At 37.6% G+C, this 16,325-nt stretch carries 11 protein-coding genes; 6 read left to right on the forward strand and 5 right to left on the reverse strand.

Annotated elements, in window-relative coordinates; all coding sequences use genetic code 11:
• Position 1: 1 nt before the first annotated feature.
• The 4 genes from AQF98_RS16910 to AQF98_RS16925 form a co-directional block, all read right to left on the reverse strand.
• Positions 2–3,322, reverse strand: a complete 3,321-nt coding sequence (locus AQF98_RS16910) for a S41 family peptidase (protein ID WP_055133147.1) — start codon at positions 3,320–3,322, stop codon at positions 2–4.
• 36 nt (positions 3,323–3,358) lie between these two features.
• Complete coding sequence (locus tag AQF98_RS16915) at positions 3,359–4,666, reverse strand: M20/M25/M40 family metallo-hydrolase (protein ID WP_055133148.1); 1,308 nt, start codon at positions 4,664–4,666, stop codon at positions 3,359–3,361.
• 54 nt (positions 4,667–4,720) lie between these two features.
• Positions 4,721–6,547, reverse strand: coding sequence for a M61 family metallopeptidase (locus AQF98_RS16920; RefSeq protein WP_055133149.1), 1,827 nt, complete (start codon positions 6,545–6,547; stop codon positions 4,721–4,723).
• A gap of 91 nt (positions 6,548–6,638) precedes the next feature.
• On the reverse strand, positions 6,639–7,751 hold the full coding sequence (locus tag AQF98_RS16925; protein ID WP_055133150.1) for a DUF4407 domain-containing protein: 1,113 nt from the start codon (positions 7,749–7,751) through the stop codon (positions 6,639–6,641).
• 179 nt (positions 7,752–7,930) lie between these two features.
• Here AQF98_RS16925 and AQF98_RS16930 point away from each other — a divergent pair, with 179 nt between their 5' ends.
• The 5 genes from AQF98_RS16930 (at position 7,931) to AQF98_RS16950 (ending at position 12,272) form a co-directional block, all read left to right on the forward strand.
• Positions 7,931–8,332, forward strand: coding sequence for a hypothetical protein (locus tag AQF98_RS16930; protein WP_055133151.1), 402 nt, complete (start codon positions 7,931–7,933; stop codon positions 8,330–8,332).
• Positions 8,333–8,349: 17 nt separating this feature from the next.
• Positions 8,350–10,110 carry a PQQ-binding-like beta-propeller repeat protein gene (locus tag AQF98_RS16935; RefSeq protein ID WP_055133152.1) on the forward strand — a complete coding sequence of 587 codons (1,761 nt, stop codon included), beginning with the start codon at positions 8,350–8,352 and terminating at the stop codon, positions 10,108–10,110.
• Between the two features lie 76 nt (positions 10,111–10,186).
• Positions 10,187–11,626, forward strand: a complete 1,440-nt coding sequence (locus tag AQF98_RS16940) for a PD40 domain-containing protein (RefSeq protein ID WP_055133153.1) — start codon at positions 10,187–10,189, stop codon at positions 11,624–11,626.
• A 35-nt stretch (positions 11,627–11,661) separates the two neighbouring features.
• The gene (locus tag AQF98_RS16945) at positions 11,662–11,979 is read left to right on the forward strand and encodes a rhodanese-like domain-containing protein (RefSeq protein ID WP_055133154.1); all 318 of its coding nucleotides are present in this window, start codon (positions 11,662–11,664) and stop codon (positions 11,977–11,979) included.
• 107 nt (positions 11,980–12,086) lie between these two features.
• On the forward strand, positions 12,087–12,272 hold the full coding sequence (locus AQF98_RS16950) for a DUF6358 family protein (protein WP_055133155.1): 186 nt from the start codon (positions 12,087–12,089) through the stop codon (positions 12,270–12,272).
• A gap of 41 nt (positions 12,273–12,313) precedes the next feature.
• On the opposite strand, the gene AQF98_RS16955 is transcribed toward AQF98_RS16950, so the two are convergent.
• Positions 12,314–12,598 (reverse strand): helix-turn-helix transcriptional regulator, encoded by a 285-nt coding sequence (locus tag AQF98_RS16955; RefSeq protein WP_055133156.1) that lies wholly within the window; start codon positions 12,596–12,598, stop codon positions 12,314–12,316.
• A 607-nt stretch (positions 12,599–13,205) separates the two neighbouring features.
• Here AQF98_RS16955 and AQF98_RS16960 point away from each other — a divergent pair.
• The gene (locus AQF98_RS16960; RefSeq protein WP_055133157.1) at positions 13,206–16,316 is read left to right on the forward strand and encodes a SusC/RagA family TonB-linked outer membrane protein; all 3,111 of its coding nucleotides are present in this window, start codon (positions 13,206–13,208) and stop codon (positions 16,314–16,316) included.
• Positions 16,317–16,325 lie beyond the last annotated feature (9 nt).

Raw genomic sequence — 16,325 nt, forward strand, 5'->3', positions numbered from 1 at the left:
CCTATTGTCCTCTTATTGGGTCTTTAGGTTTTGCAACATTCGGATATTTATAGGTTTTCATCTCGTCTTGTAACACTTTAATGGTGCGCTCCAATTGAGGATCTCTACCTTCTAATAAATCTTTAGGCATTTGCTCTACAAAAATGTCTGGAGCAACGCCTTCATTTTCGATGATCCATTTACCATTGGTATCATAAATACCAAAGTTTGGAGAGGTAATGCGACCACCATCCAATAGATTTGGATAACCACTAATACCTACCAAGATACCCATTGTGGTACGGCCTACCAATTTGCCCAAGCCTTTAAACCTGAACATGTATGGCATGGCATCGCCACCAGAACCAGCGTTCTCATTGATCAGCATCGCTTTTGGACCAAAGATACCATTGCCAGGAGTGGTAAAGCTCTTACCATCTCTAATGCCCCAATAGCTAATTAGATCACGGCTCAATAGGTCAATTACATAATCGGCAACTGAACCACCGCCATTGTTACGCTCATCTAACAATAAAGCTTTTTTGTCCATTTGCGAGAAATAATACCTGTTGAAACTGGTATAACCTTCAGCACCTGTGTTTGGCATATACACATAGGCAATCTGGCCATCGCTAAGCTGGTCTACACGTTTTCTATTTCTTTCTACCCACTCAGTTTTGCGCAAGTCCATTTCGCCTGCAATGGTAATTGGTACCACTACTACTTCTCTGGCTCCAACTAGTGTTGGCTTGCTATTTACTTTAATGGCTACTTGCTTGCCAGCTTTAAAATCAAAAAGGCTATAGATTGAAGTTTCAGCAGTAAGCGGAACACCATCAATAGCAACAATATAATCGCCTTCATTAATGTTTAATCCAGGTTCTGCTAATGGTGCCTTAAAGCTCGGATTCCAATCTAAACGGTTAAAGATCTTGCTAATTTTATAGAAACCATTTTCTATCGAATAGTCGGCACCTAACATTCCTACAGAAACCGAAGTAGCACTAGGCTCATCGCCAGGATAGATGTAGTTGTGGCCAACTACCATTTCGCCCATCATTTCATTGAATAAATAGGCAAGGTCTGTTCTGTGGTTTACGTATGGCAAAAACTTCTCATACTTCTTTTTCATTGCAGGCCAGTCTGTACCATGCATGTTTTCGGCATAGAAATATTCTTTCTCCATATGCCAAACTTCATTAAACATCTGTTTCCACTCGGCTGTAGGATCTACAAGAACTTTAATGCCATCCAATTTGATCTTACCCGCATCTGGCGACATTGGTTTTTGAGCAGCAGGAACAATAAAATAACTACCTCTAGAAGCATACATCATTGTTTTTCCATCGGCACTTACCGTTCCACCGTAAACACCCGGCATCAAAACGGTAACTTCCATCTTGCTTAAATTCAAGGTGCTCAATTCACCATTTCTGATAAATAACAGATGCCCATCTACATCGCCAAAAATGCTAGATAAACCACTGGCAGGAATAGGTAAAGAAATGATACGGTTACTCAAATTGTCTAGATCAATTTCAACCGGTTTTACAGCATCAGCAGGTTTAGCTGGAGTTGCAGGCTTGTCTTTAGCGTCCTTTGCATCTTTCTTTGGCTCGTCTTTTTTAGGTTCTTCTTTTTTTGGAGCTGGATCATCTGCTTTTACGGTTTCTTCATCACTTTCTGTTTTATATAACGAAGGTGTTTTTTTAGAAAGGATTAACGCATAAGCATTGTAGTTTGGCGAATGTTCGTACGCCGACATGTGTAAACCACTATTGGTTAAACCAACATTGGTACTGGCCAAAAAGAACAGGTATTTGCCATCTTTACTAAAAGTTGGACCAACAGCATTACTCATGCCATCAGTTACCTGTGTATGGCTTTGTTTCTCTATGTTATAAAGAAATACTGCACTTACGGTGTTGGGTAAAGTGGCTACATACGAGATCCATTTAGAATCTGACGACCATGTAGGTTGAAGCGAATTGTAAGTTCTGTTGGTGGTAGAACCTAACTTATCTTGTTTAACTAAAACTGGTTTACGATCGTTGATGTCGATGTAAAATAAATTCAGGTGACTATCACCATAGAAAAGCTTTTTGCTATCTGGCGACCAAGTTGGTTGGAAATAAAAATGGGTATCGCCCAGATCAATATATTCAGGGGCACCTTTGGTAACCTGGTTTAGTAAAACCAATTGATATTTCCCGTTTTTATCAGATAAGTAAGAAATATATTTCCCGTCTGGAGACCAGCCTGGATATTTTTCATAACTACCTGGCGAATTGGAAAGATTTCTGGCATCACCTTTTTCTTTAGGTACAGAGAAAATTTCGCCACGGCTTTCGAATAGAGCTCTTACCCCTTTTGGAGAAACTTCAAAATTACGAACATCACTTGCCAAGTCTATATAACGAGGACGTTTGTAAGGTGCATCAGCTTCTATGCTGATGCTCAATTTGGTTACCTTATTGGTATTTGGGTCTAACAGGTTAATTCTGCCACCTTGCTCAAAAGCCAAGGCACCATCTCCTGCTGTTAACGACTTGATATCGAAATCTTTATAATTGGTTAGTTTTTCAACTTTTTTGCTTTTGGTATCGTAGCTATAAAGATTTAGGGTGAGGTCTTTATCACTCAAAAAATAAACTTTATTGCCCACCCATTGCGGTTTAACATTATTGGCACCAGTTCCTGGGATAATTTCAACATCATTGGTCTTGGTATCGAAAATCCAAATCTGCGGCATACCTCCACCACGGTAACGTTTAAAAGCTACATTAGAACGGTCAGTAGGGTCTGTATTTTTAATATAGGCCCAGTAACGTTTATCGCTCGATGGAGAACCTTGCACTGCTTCTGGCATAGGCAAAGGTTTTTCGTTTTTGCCATCAATGTTAATGCTATGCATTCTTGATGTTAATGCATATTTATAATCACGGGTTGATGTAAAATAAACCTCATTGTTATTTAACCAGCCTTTTACCAAATCAGCACTTGGATGATAAGTTACCCTTTTTGGCTCACCTCCATTAATAGAGATGGTATAAACGTCTGTATTGCCATCATAATTACCAGTAAAGGCAATTTGCTTGCCATCTGGAGAAAATACTGGGCTCGTTTCTACGGCAGGGTTTACTGTTAATCTTCTAGGGTTGCTTCCATCCCTATTCGAAATCCAGATATCTCCTCCATACACAAATGCCAAGTTGTTATTGCTAACAGTAGGGCTTCTTAATAATAAGGTCTCGCCTGTTTGTGCAACGGCAGGCTGTGCGGCCTGGATCGTTAACAGTGCGGTACCTATTAGTGAAAAACTAATCGATTTTAAAATTTTCATAAGGTTAAATAGTGTTGTTTAGGGTAAATAGATTGTTTATTGATTTAATTTTGGAATTCTTGAAGGGGTATCGATACCTTTAACAATGCTCACCGCACTTTTGGCAATGGCTTTAATGGTCGATAAAATATTCTCTACATCAAGTGTTTTATACTCATCAGTTACTTGGTGGTAGTGTTTGTCTGTATCAATTTGATCGGTACTAATGGTATGTGCGGGTACACCTTGGGCTGCTAATGTGGCATTATCGCTTCTGTAGAATAAAGATTGGGCCGTATAAGGATCTGGGTGGAATGTGAACTCTGTACCTTCTAGGTTTTTTTGTAGAATTTTTCCAAAATCAGATTTATCATAACCAGTAATAAAGGCCGTATTTTTACCAAACTTACTGTCTTTGCCAATCATTTCAATATTGAACATGGCTACAACTTCATCAGGATTTAATTGTTGAGAGAAATAACGCGACCCTAGCATTCCCATTTCTTCGCCAGTAAAAGCAACAAAAATTAAGGTGCGCTCGTTGTTGTTTAATTTCTTGTAATATTTGGCCAAAGCAATCATTGCCGATGTACCAGAAGCATCATCGTCAGCACCGTTCATAATGCTGTCTCCTTCTTTAGGTTTAACAATGCCGATGTGGTCATAATGCCCAGAAAAAATAACCAATTCTTTAGCTTTAGATTTACCAGGAATAATACCCGCCACATTGAACAAAGGCATTTTGGTTACGGTATTTTTCAACTCTACTTTAAAATCTTTAACAACATTATCTTTATTCAAGATAAAAACCGAAGCCATCGCTTTCGCCGGATTGGGATCATCAACCATCGATGTTCTTACGGGGGTGTTTTTTAAGCGTTTAAACGCTTCTGCAAATTTGGCATCAACCAATACCAATTGTTTTTTTCCTGACCTTGATAAAGCTCTGTATTGGGTTGCGAAGTCCTTTTCAGGATCAAGTTTAACCCAACCATCGCTATTGCTTTGGTCGAAGGTCAATTGCTCGCTATTGTGGCCAACAACAAGGATATCGTCGTTAGCTATCGCTTGACCGTCAATAGTAACTTGAGCAGAAGCTGCTTTCAATTGATGTTTATAAAAAGTTTGACGATAACCACTTGCGCCTGCCAAAGGTTTCAGGCCAATTTGTTTGAACTCACTTTCAATAAAGGTAGCCGCTTTGTCAATACCTGGCGAAAAAGTTGCCCTACCCTGCATCTCATCACCACTTAAAGTTTTGATCAAATGGTCTACATAATCTTTGGTAATAATTTTATTAATGTCTTGAGCTGAAGCAACAGTAACGGCAAACAGCAAGCATAAAGTGTAAAGTGTTTTTTTCATCAGTTGTAATTTTATCATAATAGTTAAGGTCGGGTTTAACCGAGTTGAGTTTGATTATTTAATTTGAGTTTGTAGCCAATGGTCTCTAAATGCTTGCATGGGAGGAGTAAGTATGCCACCAGTTTTTTCAATGCTTAGTAATTCTAGAGCAGGGTTTTCGGCAAACGTAAGTTTGGTTGTTTTTTCTTGGCCATTGTAACTGTAGGTAACTGTAACAACATCGCCAGGTTTGTGTGCTTCGGTTACTTTAGTTAATGCGGCTTGATCTTTGATCTCCACCCCATCAACGGTTAATAAGATAGCACCCACATCTAAGCCTGCATTGTAGGCAGGTGTGCCCATAGTGGTTTGTGGTAAAGCGGCTTTTTCATTTTCGAAAGTTAACCTGCCCAAGCCTGTATAGGCCTTATCAGGATTTGATTTGCGCAGCACAAATCCTGCATTTAACAGTAATTTGGCATAATCATTTTTTGTAGTTCCATAAATATAGTTTTTAAAGAAATCTGCAGCAAAGGCTGGATTTTTAGTTAAGGTACCTAAAGTTTTTTCTAGATCTGGAACAGTATAGGCAATTTCGGGTTTGCCATAGGCTTTCCATAAAGCACGCATATAATCATCAAGGGTAAGTTTAAACTCTGCTCTTAAACGAAGGTCTAAGGCTAAGGCAACGGCAGCACCATAAGTATAATAAGAAGTGAAAATATTTCCTTTATTGGTTTGATCGATAGCTACACCTGCATCGGCGAAAACAGCATATCTACTAGCAGCTATTGGCGAAAAGTTTTTAGCTCCGGGAGAATTTAAAACACTATTTACTAATCCATTAAAGGTTTGTGCCGCATTGTCTACCGATCTAAATCCAGCTCTCGTTAACAGCAAATTGCCATAATATTGTGTAAAGCCTTCGGCTAGCCAAAGTTCATCGCTCACATTAGCGTGCTCAAAATTAAAAGGTTCCAAGGTTTTAGGCCTCAATCGTTCTACATTCCAAGCATGGAAAAACTCATGAGAAAAGGTGCCTAACAAGTTGGCCTCATTACCTGCAATTTTTGGGGTACGTTGTACAATTGAAGTAGAGTTTCTGTGCTCCATTCCATCGCCAGCATAGGTAGGATAAACATCGTGTAAAAAGTAATAATTACCATAATCGAAATTTGGCAATTCTCCCCAAACTACCATTTGTTCGGCCACCATTTTCTTAAGCATCTCTGCGTACTTATCTATGGTTTGTTGTTCATCATTAGAATGCGAAACCAAATGGATGGTTTGTATTTTGCCATCAGGATTTTTGACTTGCCAGCTAGCAGTATTGTAAGCAGAAATCTCTATCGGACTATCCATAAAATACTGAAAGTTGGGTGCATAGTACTTGTCTTGCCCCATTGGTTTCAATTGTGTAGCCACTTTCCAGTTTTGCTTTTCTGCATAGTTGAATTTTACGGTTCGTGGTCTTTTATCCATCCCAACAGGAAAGGCAAAAGTTGCAGGAATGTTCATGTGGGCATGTGTTTCGTCGAAACCAGCATAAGTACCATCAATCCAATTGCCAAACAAAGTATAAGTAATCTTTACACTGGTACCATGGGTTGGGATTTCGTAAACATCACCAGCGGGTTGTTTTAAGGTTAATGTTTTACCTGAAGCATCGAAAGCTTTGAAATTATACACATTTTTTCCAAACTCGTGGGTGGCATATCTACCAGGAGATGAGCGAGCCATTCGAACTTTTAAAGATCCAGCAGGCACATTCGGAATGGTCATGCTGATCTGCGCTTCATGATGAATTGCATTTTTAAAACTAACTTCATAGCTAATTTCCTGTTGTGCGTTTACGGCACTGGCAATTGCGATTAAACTAATGGCAAGTATAATTTTCTTCATAAATTTAAATATTGCCTCAAGGTACTGCTATTCGGCAAAAACTACAAATTGTACGTAAATTAATACCTGAGATATGGCAATTTAAGGCCGCTTATTCTTCTTGGTTTAATGCTCTAATGGCACTTTTACGGATCAGTTCCTTTCGTTTCTCTATTTCGGTACTTACCTTGGTTTCATGAATGCCATCTGCCACTTCTACTTCAAATTCTCTTTCTTTATTAGAATGGTGAACTTGAGAAATTTCTAGATTCTCTACAGACTGGTCATAGGGACCACGGCCACTCATCAGTTTTACAAAAACTGGTAAACACTCGAAGAAAATAAAGAGCAGGCCAATAAAGGTAACGGCAATTGCCGTATTGGTATCTCTAGTTCCATCAACATTAAAGCTCAATTGGCCTAAAGCCCAGTTTCGATCGGCAAAACCTGCAATATTGCTTAGGCTATCTAGTTGTTTTTTGGTGTATAATTTTTCGCTCAATAAACCGTCAAACTGCTTTCTGCCATCCACAAAATTTTCTAGCTTCCGTACCGCTTGAGACAAAGTGTCTAAATTCTGTTGACGTTGCTTAAGGTCGGCTTCTTTCATTTTGGCATAAGGTCCATAACCCATCACCCCAGATGTTTCGTTGGTTTTGTTCCCAAAGATCTCGAAGTTTAGTTTTTGTCTATCGCCCTTGATACCAGCAGCTAACGAATCGCGTTGTGCTTTAGCATCTTTGAGTTTATTCAGTTCAATGGTATATTTTTTATCGAATGCCTTATTTAAAGTATCAATTTTTGAACGTTGACCATTAAGGTAACTCACATTTAAGCGCTCTTTGATCTCTTTATCGAAGATTTTGAGTTCTAAAGGCCTAGAGATGACCATCCCGATCATAATGGCCAAAAGAATACGTGGGGTGGCTTGTAAGATTTGCTTGTTGGTACTTGCATTTTTATTGATACTGGATACAATGTAACGATCCATATTAAAGATGGCTAATCCCCAAATAATCCCGAAAAATAAGGCAAACAACCATGCCCAATCTCCGCCTTTAAATACAAAATACATGGCATAACCGCCAGACAGTGCAGCAAATAATCCCGTAAAAAAGATGGTTGCGCCAATGCCAAGGTATTTATTGTGTTCTGTAGGATGTTTTTCTAATGTAGCGATATGAGCGCCAGAGCAAAACCAAAAGAAACGAGAGATATCATTCATGAGATTAACCGATTAATCAAGATTTATTATTAAACGCATAATGGCCGAACTTGTTACAATCGGTCTGCTAAAAATGAATTTGCTACGTGTTATTGGGTATGCTAAAATACCAAATTGCGGGTATTTAAACAGAATCTTATTTCATCCAATTTTGAAGGCATCAATAAGCACTTTTTCTAATGAAAAAATTATACGCCCTAAAAATTTACTTAATAGCCTTAGGCTTTTGTGTATTGTTCACTTCCTTATTTGCTTTCCAATCTTATGCACAAAAGAGGCCAGTACTAACAGAAGAAGAACAAGTACAAGAGGCCGTAACGAAAGAAATAGATGAATTATTTAAAAGTGCTGATTTCTTAAAAAAGAAGACCAAAAAATTTAATGAGGTAAAGGGCTATATGGTGGTAGATATGGCCATCGTACAAAATGGCAAGGTATCTTCTTTTTTCAAGGTAGATAGCGATATCAAAAACATCGACTTTATAGAATATGTGTCTGACCTTGTTTTGAAACAAAAATTCGAATTCAAGCTGCCCAAACAACAACGCTATAAAATTAGACAAACCATAAATATAGAATAAGATTAAAAACTAAAACCATGAACAAAAAATTACTCACTTTAACATTGCTCCTATTCGTGGGTTTAGGAGCTGTACATGCCCAATTGGGCAAGCTGATTGGTGGTGGAAAAGCCAGCAAAAAATCTGGAAATTTCAAAACAGTTTGGGAATCAGAATTTGCCAATAAGGCCAATAGGTTAGCAATGACTAATCAAGAAGGCACTTTTATATTGGGCACAGATGATAACTCTGCAACTGTTTTAGATGGTGATGGCAAGCAGCTTTGGGAAGGCGATTTCAAAAAAATTACGACCAACAAAACCAATAACTCTGAGTTTCAATATTACATTAAAAGTAATGATGGAGGTTATCTATTTCTTTTTGACAGTAGAAAATTAGGTACAGACAGAGTTGCCGTAATCAACGTGAAAACTGGGAAAGAGATGTGGAACTCTGAAAACTATCAGAACCTACTTTCAAAAGATGGTGGCCCAGTAGAAACCGTTAATTATATCAATGAATTAGATGCTTTTATGATTGCCCAAAAAGATGGCTTGAACATGGTAAAGGCAAAAACTGGCGAAAAAATTTGGGAAACCAAACTATTTAAGGGAAGTATAGGTAAATATGTTTACGACAGAAGTAAAAATGAAATTGTAATGATCAATTACAAACCAACGGCCCTGGCAGCATTGTTCTCTGGATTTAAAAACCAATTGGTTAAAATTAATGCTGCCAATGGAGAGATTTTATGGGATGCCACATTTAGAGGAACTATTGAAAAGAAACTGGTTTCTAGGGAGGCTTTGGTTAATCTGGATATCAAAGGGAATAAGGTTTTCTTGTGGTTAGATGGGTTGCAGTGTTTCAATTTAGATAATGGGCAAAAGGTTTGGGAGGTAGAGTATGAGAACGATATGAGCAAATCTTCGAGTATATTGGGCAACCGATCTAAAAAGGGAATTTATGGAACTTTAGCCAATCCCATTTTCACTAAAGACGCAGTGTATATTGTCATCTTTGCCAACCGTAGCCGTACCAAGTATGTAGAAAAACACGATCTGGAAACAGGTAAGCTTATTTGGGCCTCAGAAAAAATTGCAGGTGCATTTTCTATGCCGCATATCTACAGAACAAACAACAGGGTAATGGTACAAGTAGGTGGAAAGGTAGAAGTTCAAGAAATTGAAACCAGAAGAACATCCAGTGGGGTTGAAACAGAATACAAAATTTATACAGATTACATCAATCAGAAAAATGGAATCCTCTCTTTAGATGACAATACTGGACAAACAGTATGGCGTTCTGAACGCTTTGACAAACGAATTACAGACATGATCATCAATGAAGACAAAACAGTTTTTGTAGGTGATGGAGATGAATTTTATGCCTATGATATTGAATCAGGCAAACAGTTGTTCGATGTGAAACACAATGATGCCAGAGTAGGTAAAGCAACAGATGTAATTGATTTTGGAGAAATTGTGGTGGTATTATCAGAGAAAGGTTTGGCCAGCTACAAAAAGGCAGATGGTAAAAGAGTGTATGCTACAGATAAACTACCAGATGTTGATTTCTTCTATGAAATTGGTGGAAATTACTTTTTGCGTAACCAGAAAAACTCCAAAAATGTAATCTATGGTGTTGATATGACCAATGGGGCAATAAAAGGCAAGGTAGAATCAAAAGGTAAAGGCGGAAGTGAAAGATATGGTGATGGGATTGACATTACAGATGATGGGGAATTTATCTTTGCTTTTAAAGGCAAAAAAGTAGAGAAAATTAAGGTCAACAACTAGTTGTGTAATCAACATTGTTTATGGTTCGGTTGCAGGGTTACCTGCAGCCGTTTTTTATAAACTCAACGCCAAATCAATGAAAAAAATAATTTGCTGCTTTTTGCTCGCACCATTATTTGTACAAGCTCAACAAATCCAATTTGCAAATAAGGTACTTAAGTATTCGTCAGATCTTGGAGGAAAACTCAATAGTGTGAAACGAATTTTAGGCAAGCCAGATGCTTTTCCTCAAGGTGGGACAAGTGCTAATGCCTGGGTGGCTAAAGATGCTTTGGGCAGCGCCTATGTTGAAGTTGAGTTTGAGCAGGCGCAAACGGTAAAACAAATTGCTGTATTCGAAAATCTAAATGCAGGTTGTATTACCAAAATTATGGTTGGCGATGCAGCTGGCAAGCTCCATACGGTAAATAGAAAACAAGGTAGTTTTATCAGGTGGATGAATAGCTTGCAGTCGAAAGGAAATCCAGATAGGGCTTATTATTTCAATAGAAAACGTAGAAAAATAGAAGTTGCGCCCAATGTAGAAAGCAATGCGGATATTGCCTATTTTTTCTTACAAGCGCCAGAAGAAAAGGTTAAAATTGTTCGTGTAGAGTTTGATTTTTCGCTCAAACCAGGGCAGAAACAAATTGATGCCATTGCCATTTCCGACAGTGAAGAACCCATTCAGCCACAGCTTAACTTGATGGATGGTGCTGATCAACTCCCAGCTGCTGAGAAATTCATTTATGCACCAGATATCGATTACGACCTCAGTTCTATCTTCGTTATCGAGAAAGACTTGTTCTATACCATCAGCAAATATCAAACGGCTGGAGAGATCCATGCCGTTGATTTGACCAACCCCAAGGAAATTATAGATGTAACGAAGAAGATTAAGAATGATAAAAAGCTAAACTACATTTTAGGCCATGCAGCGGCAAGCAAAACGATATTGATGGGTAGTGAGAATAAATTTAGAAGAGATGGAGATGCATTAGGCTTTGATTTTTTTAACCTGAACGAAGGCGTTTTTACCTATCAGAAACCATTAAAAATAATAGCCTATAACAATTATGGCGATTATGCGGATGCCTTTTGGGCAAAAGATGGGCAACATCTCATTTTTGGAATCGAATCTGATCTAACTCAGGGTGGTTACGATCTTTACTTTACCCAACCAAAAGATGAAGAAAGCTTTGGCTTACTTCAAAACATGGGCAAGGGTTTAAATACAGCAGCAGATGAAACCAACCCATTTATGTTAAGCGATAATAAGACACTGATTTTTGCCAGCAATGGCTATAGTGGTTACGGTGATTTTGACCTTTATGTAAGCACCAGATTGGATGATACTTGGAAAAATTGGTCGACACCTAAAAATCTGGGTCCAAAAGTGAATGGACAAAGTTTTGAAACCAATCCTTTTTATGAAGAAAAAACAGAGATGCTTTATTATGTTTCTTTCCGTGATGGGGTTTCTGTGATCCAAAAAATCAAAATCCCAATGGGCCAATTAACAACAGCTTCACAATAAGTGTTTTTTGTATATTTGTAAAAAATATAAAGAACATGAAAGAGATTTCGGTACAAGAACTTAAGCAAAAGATAGATAACAAAGAAGATTTTCAGTTAATCGATGTTAGAGAGACTTTCGAATATGAGACTTCAAATCTTGATGGTGTAAACATTCCATTGGGAGGTATCTTAATTGAAACGGATAAAATTGCTACAGACAAACCTGTAATTGTACAATGCCGTAGCGGTAAAAGAAGTGCTGCAGCCATTATGCAATTGGAGCAAATGCATGGTTTTGATAATTTGTACAACCTAAAAGGTGGAATTTTAGCTTGGCAAGAAGCTTTTGATCCAAATATGCCGGTATACTAATTTTGAATAAAGAATGTTGAGTGATTGAATATGACGTTGCGCCAATTCAATCATTCTATTCATAAATAACATTATCATTTCTTCCATTCGATCATTATTTCTCACTTATGGGTAAAAAGATTGCTATCAATGTATTCTATAATTTAGGACTAATTCTTTCCATTTTTGGAATGGGATGGGCCTATAACAACAATAGTTGGTTAATTGTTGCTTTTTTTGCAGCAACATTTGCTGCTTTTTTGTTCTTTAAGATCCAGTTGCTTAAAGATGTAAGAAAAGACATTAGAAAATAAATTGTTAATGGTCGCCAATTTTAGGCCATTAACAATTCATGTTAATCTTCATCGCTAGGAATCCTTTTTGATATCTTTAAAGCGGAGTTTAGCGCTTCTTCATTTCCATTTTCAAATATCTCTATAATCAGTTTAAGGATATCGCCTGCCCTAACCCTAAAAATTAGGCTTAAACGATATAACTTTTCTAAGTCGAGCCCTACTCTTCCATTCTCTATATTGGCTAAGGTTGTTAGGGTAACATGGAGCTTGTTGGCTAAAAATTCTTGTTTGTAATTAAAATGCTTTCTAACGGCTTTAATTACTTTTCCAGTTGCGTTTTTCATAGGTCTAGGCTCAACTAAAATAGCCAAATCATCTGACCCTTAGTTTGTTGTGATTTTTCTCTCAGCTCATTTTATGGGAGAATTTATATCTTAAAGGCTGTTTTTATGGGTTATAGTTCGTATAAATGCGCTGTTTTTTCATAGAATTATTTTTCAAACGATCTTAAAGTCTTCGAGCGGTTAAAACAAAAAGAAAACAATTAAACACTTTGTTAATAAAATAAACTGGTTAATGCCTTAAATAAACTCTCAAGAAATTAATTTATTGACGTTAATAAATCATGTTGTTAAATTTTTTTGCCCTGTAAAAAACGCATGGTGAAATGTTATTTTTTCTTTAAAACCACCGCTAAATTTATACTAGCAGATAGCCAAGAGTAAGTGCTTTAAGCAGCCCGAAATGTGTCGGATTGTTCTTTTCTTAAATGAAGAATACTTCAGCTCTGAGATGCTTATTCGAAGATCAATTTAAATGATTGGCATTTACAGGTGTAATTGTGAAAAGCTACCAAGCTGAGTAAAAACCAAGCCTCAAAAATTTAATTACTATTAAAAACAAATACAAACACCTTTAAAACAATCTACTAAAACGATTAACCAAAAAACTATGAAAAAAAACTACTTAAGATGTTTAAGTGTGCTTATGCTCATGATGCTAAGTATTACTGCATTTGCACAAAAAACTGTTACCGGAATGGTAAGAGAAAATTCAGGGCCAGTTCCCGGGGTTAATGTTGCTGTTAAAGGCACAACAAAAGCGACCCAAACAGATGATAAGGGGAGATTTTCTATTTCTGCTAATCCAACAGATGTACTTGTATTTACCATGTTGGGGTTTGAAAGACAGGAAGTTTTAGTGGGAAATACTCAAGCATTTAACATCATCCTATCTGCGACAGAGCGTAAACTAGATGAAGTTGTTGTAACGGCCTTAGGAATTAAACGAGAGAAAAAATCACTCGGTTATGGTGTTCAGGAAGTAAAAGGAGAAACTTTAGTTTCGGCAAAGGAATCTAATTTGGCCAACACCCTTACAGGCAAAATTGCTGGTTTGCAAGTGGTGAGGTCAAGTGATGGCCCAGCAGGGTCTTCTAAGATATTACTTCGTGGAAGCAACTCGCTTACAGGTAGTAATCAGCCTTTAATTGTAGTAGATGGTATACCTATTGATAACTTTACTGGTGCCTCAGAAAATGGATATTGGAATAGGCCATTAGATAGGGGGAATGGAATTGCCGATATCAATCCTGATGATATTGAAACACTTTCTGTATTAAAAGGCCCATCTGCAGCGGCACTTTATGGATCAAGAGCCGGAAATGGTGTTATATTAATTACTACTAAAACGGGAAAAGCGCAAGACGGTTTAGGGATCACAATTACAAGCTCTTATGGGATGTCTAATATCTTTACCAATCCAGAAGTCCAAAATGCTTATGCACAAGGGAATAATAACACCTATAATGCAACTTCAACTACCAGTTGGGGTCCAAAGGCCGAAAACCAGTCGGTTGTAAATTGGGATGGCAAACAAATTGGCTTGGCTACGTATGATAATGTTGGAAACTTCATGCAACAAGGAGCCAACCTTAACAATAGTATCTCTTTCCAACAGCTCTTTAAAGGCACATCGATTTATAGTTCTTATAATCGCTTAGAAGATGAGGGTATTGTTTCAGGCACCAAACTTTTGCGCAATAACTTAACTGCTCGGGCAGTGAGTAAATTTGGAGCAGATGACCGTTGGGTAACTGATACTAAAATTCAATACAGCAATACGAAAGCTAACAACAGACCAATTGGAGGTAGAGATAACAGTAGTGCCTATACACTTTATTTGTTGCCTCGCTCTATGGACATTACTGCTTTCGAAGCAGCAAAAAATCCGGCTGGTAATATGCTTTGGTTTGCAGGAGCAGGAAGTCAGGTTAACCCTTATTGGAGCAACCAATATAATCTGAATGAGGCTTCGAGAGATCGATTCATATTAAATGGGTCAGTTAAATACAATTTTACGAATTGGTTAAATGCAGAACTGAAAGGAGGAGCTGATTTATATACAACAAACACCCAGTCTAAAGTGTATGGTGGCAGTCCCATTGCCTCCTCAGGTCGTTTTGGAATGGGGAAACAAACTTTTTCAGAAACCAATTTTAGTACATTAATAACGGCTACAAAGGATAATGTAATTGGTAAATTTGGTGGTATGCTTACACTAGGTGGCAATTTGATGCAAACCAACTTCAGCGCATTAAGTTCTAGTGTTGGATTGTTAGTAGTGCCAAACCTATTCTCCTTAAATAATGGAGTAAGCCCTGCCGGAGTTAGTCAAGATGCTTCCAAACGTCGCATAAATTCAATTTATGGAAGTGCTCAAATTAATTACGACGGTTACCTTTATATAGATGCTACTTTCAGGAACGATTGGTCATCGACGCTAAGTAAAGAAAATCGTTCTTTCTTCTATCCTTCAGTGAGTTTATCTTATGTGTTTTCAGATATGCTAATCGCTATGGGTACAAAAATGCCAAACTGGTTCAGCTTTGGTAAACTGAGAGCGTCTTATGCACAAGTGGGTAATGACCTTTCTCCGTATCAATTGTACAATACTTTTAATATTGGTAAAGATCCCAATGGAAATACAACTGCTGGAAGAAATACAATATTGTTCGATCCAAGTGTTCGTAGTGAGCTCATCAAGTCGCTTGAGATAGGAACTGAAATGAGGTTTTTACATAACCGTATTGGACTAGATTTCTCTTATTATAAAACGAACGCTACTCGCCAGTTGATCAATTTGCCTATGGATGCCTTAAGTGGTTATGCGGCTAAGAAAATAAATGCGGGTAATATACAAAACAGAGGTTTTGAGTTGGTTATCGATGGTAGGGTATTCGGTAAGCCAAATGGATTGAATTGGAATACCTCATTTAATTATTCGCGTAACAACAATACCGTAGAGGCATTATCAGAAGGGGTTACAAAATATGGTCTTGGAGGCTTTGATGACGTTTCTGTTTTGGCCGTAGTTGGCGAAAAATATGGAGAGATTTATGGTACAAGGTATGCAAGAGTAAAGGATCAAAGCAGTCCATTTTTCAATCAAATATTATTAAATGCAAATGGTGTACCTACTCGTGATCCAGAAATTGTTAAACTGGGAAATCAACAAGCAAGAGCGCTTATTGGCTTTACCAACAGCTTTGAATATAAAGGTATTGGCCTTTCATTCTTAATTGATGCCAGAATTGGTGGCGAAATATTCTCTGCTACACAGGTTGCTATGCAGGCTAGTGGTACTGCAGCAGTAACTGCACCAAATGGTGCAAGAGATAGCTTTGTTGTTCCTGGCGTAGTAAGCAATGGCAATGGTGGTTATGTTGCCAATACCAAAGAAGTGAGCCCACAAGAATACTGGTTAGCAGTAGCAACTGCTAATAATTTAGGAGTTACAGAGGCGAATATTTACGATGCAAGTAATGTGCGATTAAGAAATGTTCAATTGAGTTATACTATCCCGCGTAAATTTTTAGCAAAAGCACCTATTAAGAATGCAAAATTTGGAGTTTCATGTAACAATGTTTGGCTAATAAAGAGCCACATGAATGGCATAGATCCAGAATCTGTATATGCAACAAATAGCAATGCAACAGGTTTCGAAAATGCGGGTTTGCCAACAATGCGTACCTTTTTGATTAACCTATCATTAGGATTTTAATAATTAAAA

The organism is Pedobacter sp. Hv1 (genome assembly GCF_001412215.1).
Taxonomy (GTDB): Bacteria; Bacteroidota; Bacteroidia; order Sphingobacteriales; family Sphingobacteriaceae; genus Pedobacter.

What these genes read in the sequence shown, in the direction of transcription:
- AQF98_RS16925 (WP_055133150.1), bottom strand. Translation starts at nt 7,751, where the DNA reads ATGAATGATATCTCTCGTTTCTTTTGGTTTTGCTCTGGCGCTCATATC.
- AQF98_RS16945 (WP_055133154.1), top strand. Translation starts at nt 11,662, where the DNA reads ATGAAAGAGATTTCGGTACAAGAACTTAAGCAAAAGATAGATAACAAA.
- AQF98_RS16950 (WP_055133155.1), top strand. Translation starts at nt 12,087, where the DNA reads ATGGGTAAAAAGATTGCTATCAATGTATTCTATAATTTAGGACTAATT.
- AQF98_RS16960 (WP_055133157.1), top strand. Translation starts at nt 13,206, where the DNA reads ATGAAAAAAAACTACTTAAGATGTTTAAGTGTGCTTATGCTCATGATG.
- AQF98_RS16940 (WP_055133153.1), top strand. Translation starts at nt 10,187, where the DNA reads ATGAAAAAAATAATTTGCTGCTTTTTGCTCGCACCATTATTTGTACAA.
- AQF98_RS16920 (WP_055133149.1), bottom strand. Translation starts at nt 6,547, where the DNA reads ATGAAGAAAATTATACTTGCCATTAGTTTAATCGCAATTGCCAGTGCC.
- AQF98_RS16915 (WP_055133148.1), bottom strand. Translation starts at nt 4,666, where the DNA reads ATGAAAAAAACACTTTACACTTTATGCTTGCTGTTTGCCGTTACTGTT.
- AQF98_RS16935 (WP_055133152.1), top strand. Translation starts at nt 8,350, where the DNA reads ATGAACAAAAAATTACTCACTTTAACATTGCTCCTATTCGTGGGTTTA.
- AQF98_RS16955 (WP_055133156.1), bottom strand. Translation starts at nt 12,598, where the DNA reads ATGAAAAACGCAACTGGAAAAGTAATTAAAGCCGTTAGAAAGCATTTT.
- AQF98_RS16910 (WP_055133147.1), bottom strand. Translation starts at nt 3,322, where the DNA reads ATGAAAATTTTAAAATCGATTAGTTTTTCACTAATAGGTACCGCACTG.
- AQF98_RS16930 (WP_055133151.1), top strand. Translation starts at nt 7,931, where the DNA reads ATGAAAAAATTATACGCCCTAAAAATTTACTTAATAGCCTTAGGCTTT.